This window comes from Aeromicrobium sp., from assembly GCF_025965075.1.
In the GTDB taxonomy this organism is placed as follows: domain Bacteria; phylum Actinomycetota; class Actinomycetes; order Propionibacteriales; family Nocardioidaceae; genus Aeromicrobium.
In genome coordinates this window covers 1-2,893 of sequence record NZ_JAOPXQ010000015.1, presented here as the reverse complement: position 1 = coordinate 2,893, position 2,893 = coordinate 1, and the positions used below count along the sequence as shown (strand labels likewise).

4 protein-coding genes are annotated in these 2,893 nt (G+C 72.0%); 1 reads left to right on the top strand and 3 read right to left on the bottom strand.

Going from position 1 to position 2,893, the window contains the following annotated elements; genetic code table 11:
- Positions 1–101 precede the first annotated feature (101 nt).
- Positions 102–455 (top strand): RNA polymerase-binding protein RbpA, encoded by a 354-nt coding sequence (locus tag JWQ91_RS00870; RefSeq protein WP_297779527.1) that lies wholly within the window; start codon positions 102–104, stop codon positions 453–455.
- A 200-nt stretch (positions 456–655) separates the two neighbouring features.
- Here the strand turns inward: JWQ91_RS00870 and JWQ91_RS00865 are convergent, their stop codons facing one another.
- The 3 genes from JWQ91_RS00865 to JWQ91_RS00855 form a co-directional block, all read right to left on the bottom strand.
- A complete protein-coding gene (locus JWQ91_RS00865; RefSeq protein WP_297779524.1) occupies positions 656–1,504 on the bottom strand; it encodes an alpha/beta hydrolase in 849 nt (282 codons plus the stop codon).
- Complete coding sequence (gene pgl, locus JWQ91_RS00860; protein ID WP_297779520.1) at positions 1,501–2,205, bottom strand: 6-phosphogluconolactonase; 705 nt, start codon at positions 2,203–2,205, stop codon at positions 1,501–1,503. The genes JWQ91_RS00865 and pgl overlap by 4 nt, the downstream gene beginning before the upstream one ends.
- Positions 2,205–2,893 (bottom strand): glucose-6-phosphate dehydrogenase assembly protein OpcA (locus tag JWQ91_RS00855; RefSeq protein ID WP_297779518.1); only part of this gene is annotated, 689 nt, incomplete at its 5' end. The genes JWQ91_RS00855 and pgl, both read right to left, overlap by 1 nt.

The following is a 2,893-nucleotide window of genomic DNA, read 5'->3' as shown; positions in this document are numbered from 1 at the left end:
GTCGCTGAGCGCAACCTCGACCGCATCACGGTCGGCATCGCTGTCATCTGGGTCGTGTGCATCTTCGCGCTCGGCCTCCTGCTCAAGGTGGATGGCGCCTGATGGCCGCTGGTGCGATCAGGGGCAGCCGCATCGGCTCCGGCCCCATGGGAGAGGCCGAGCGCGGCGAGGCTGCGCCCCGCCAGTTCGTGACGTTCTTCTGCATCAACAACCACACGACCGAGCTGCAGTTCGCGATCGAGGCCGAGGTGCCGGAGTCGTGGGACTGCCCGCGCTGCGGCATGCCGGCCAGCGTCGACTCGGACAACCGACCGACGGCCAAGAAGATCGAGCCCTACAAGACGCATCTCGCGTACGTCAAGGAGCGCCGCTCCGAGGCCGAGGCGGACGAGATCCTCAAGGAAGCCGTCGACATGCTGCGCAGCAAGCGCAAGTCCGGCGAGATCATCTTCTGAGACTCTGACAGGACGAAGCCGACCGCCCCTGGGGTGGTCGGCTTCGTCGTGTGTGGGTGTGGGGCGGTGCACCAGTTGCGCCTCCCGTGCTCGGTCGGTGCGCTGATCGCCCAACCGGCGCTGGAGCGGTGCAGCAGTTGCCCCAACCCCGTTGTGAAGGGCGAGTGATGCACCGCCCCACGGGGGCCTCGGCTCGGCGGTCAGCGTGAGGGCAGCTGCGCGTCGAGGAACTCGACGACCTGGGTCGCGAACACGTCGTTGTCGTCCCCGGCCACCATGTGGCCCGCCTGGGCCTCTCGGATCACGGCGTGAGGGATGAGCCGCTGCAGCTCGCGCGCTCCCTCGGCCGTCACCACGTCCGAGCTCTGCCCGCGCACCAGCATGGTCGGCACCGTGACCTGCGCGGCGGCCGCCTCGATACGGTCCTGCTGGGCGAGCCGTCGGTGCTCCTCGCCGCCGCCGAGGAAGGCGGGGTCCCAGTGCCACCGCCAGCGCCCGTCGTCACCCTGCCGCACGTTCTTGCGGAGCCCGTCGAGGGTGGCCGGCCGCGGCCGGTGCGGGTTGTAGGCGGCGATCGCGTCGGAGACCTCCTCCAGGGAGGCGAAGCCGTCGGGCGCCGAGCGCATGAAGTCGATGATCCGGGCGACTCCGGCCGGCTCGGACCGGGTGGCGATGTCAACGAGGACCAGCCCCCGGGCCAGGTCGGGGTGCTCGCCCTGCGCCACGAGCGAGGTGATCCCACCCATCGAGGCGCCGATCAGCACGGGCTGCGTCCCGATCTGCTCGGCCACGCCCAGCAGGTCCGCGACCAGCAGGTCCATCGAGTAGTCGCCGCGGGGGTCCCAGTCGCTCTCGCCGTGCCCGCGGGAGTCCACGGCGTACGTCGTCCAGCCCGCGTCGGCGAAGCGCGGTCCGCTGCGGCGCCACGAGTGCCGGGTCTGGCCGCCGCCGTGCAGCAGCAGGACCGTGCCGCGGCTCCCCGTGCTCTCCCAGCGGTCCGCGACGATCGTGCCCGCCGAGCCGGTGAGCTTGACGACCTGGGGGCTCATGCCGTGATCCCGGACGCCGCGGCCTCGTCGAGCAGCCACACCGTCTCCGCGATGCCACGCGCGCCGACGGCGGGGGTGTCCTCGATCGTGCCGGTGCCGAGCGCCCGGGCCACGGCAGGTGCCTTGCCCTGGCCGGAGACCAGCAACCAGACGCTGTCGGCGTGGTTGAGCGCGGGATAGGTCAGCGAGATGCGGTGCGGTGGCGGCTTGGGGGAGTCGAGCACCTCCACCGCACGCCGAGCCGTCTCGTGCAGCTGCGGGAACCCCGGGAACAGCGAGGCGATGTGGCCGTCGGGGCCCATGCCGAGCAGCACCAGGTCAAACGGATCGGTCGGCAGCGAGGCGGCGTAGGCATCGGCGGCATCGGCCATGCTCAGCTCGCAGCCGTGCGCCGGCATCGCGTGGATCCGTTCGTCGGGGACGCCCAGCCGGTCCAGGAACGCGTCGCGGGCCTGCTGGTCGTTGCGGTCGTCGTGACCCTCCGGCACGAACCGCTCGTCGCCCCAGTAGAGGTCGACGTCGGTCCAGTCGGCCTCGCCGACGGAGTCGATGTGCCGGTAGGCCTCGAGCGCGATCGTGCCGCCCGTCAGGACGATGCTGGGACGCCGTCCTTGGGCCTGCACCCGGATGACCCGGTCGGTGATCCGTTGGGCGATCGCCCGGGCCAGCACGTCGGCGTCGGGCCACACCTGGACCGTCATCAGGCCTCCAGCATGTGGCGGATCGTCGCCGCGTAGACGTCGTCGGCGTCGAGCCGGCGCAGGTCCTCGGCCAGCAGCTCGGCCAGCGTTCGAGCGCCCAGCGGGACCTCGCGGGGCGAGGAGCCGGGGACGCTGAACTGCGAGGAGGTGGGACTGACCCGCTCGATGCGGACGTCCCCGTTGGCGGTGTTGAGCACGACCGACGCGATCTGGTCGGTCTCGCTCCGCTTGGTCGTGATCGAGATCTTGAGCCGGCTCTCGAGCCACGCCACGAGCAGGACCGCCGCGGGGTTGCCGGGCCCGGCCACGACGGTGCCGCCGGTGACCTTGCCGGGGGACTGGTCCAGGGCCGCGGCGAGCAGCGCACGCCACGGCGTCAGCCGGGTCCACGACAGGTCGGTGTCGCCCGGGGCGTACGAGCGGGCGACGGCCTTGAGCGACCGGATCGGAGAGCTCGTGGCCTCGGCGTCGGTCAACCGGCGGCGGGCCAGCTTGCCGATCGCGTCCTCCGACGGGATCGCGGGCGCCTTGCCGGGCCACCAGACGACGACGGGGGAGTCTGGCAGGAGCAGGGGGAGCACGACGGACTCGGCGTGCTGGGTCAGCTCGCCGCCGATGCGCAGCAGGATCGACTCACCGGACGAGTTCTCACCCACCCGCACCTTGGCGTCGAGCTTGGCCGCGCCAC